Genomic DNA, 224 nt, shown 5'->3' with positions numbered 1-224 from the left:
CGAACAGAGCGGCCAGGGCGGCGGCGACGCAGAGGCCGATGGGCAGCCACGTGCCCGCCTGCCCGGTCGCGGTGCCGGTCGACGGCCCCGTGGCGCCGAGGAAGAGTCCCAGGCCCACCGCGAGCATGAGGAACGAGAGCCAGGTGAGGCCGCCCGGGCGGTGCCGGAAGACGGCCGTGCCCAGCAGCAGGGTGAACAGCAGCTCGGTGGCCATCAGCGGCTGG

1 pseudogene is annotated in these 224 nt (G+C 75.0%); it reads right to left on the bottom strand.

Annotation, left to right across the window (positions count from 1 at the left end):
- Nucleotides 1–224, bottom strand: a pseudogene (locus IH13_RS0128785) (hypothetical protein); the annotation flags it as partial.

The sequence above is a fragment of the Streptomyces sp. NRRL WC-3549 genome, from assembly GCF_000721935.1.
In the GTDB taxonomy this organism is placed as follows: Bacteria; Actinomycetota; Actinomycetes; order Streptomycetales; family Streptomycetaceae; genus Streptomyces.
The sequence above is the reverse complement of the archived record's forward strand: the minus strand, read 5'-3'. Positions and strand labels throughout refer to the sequence as shown.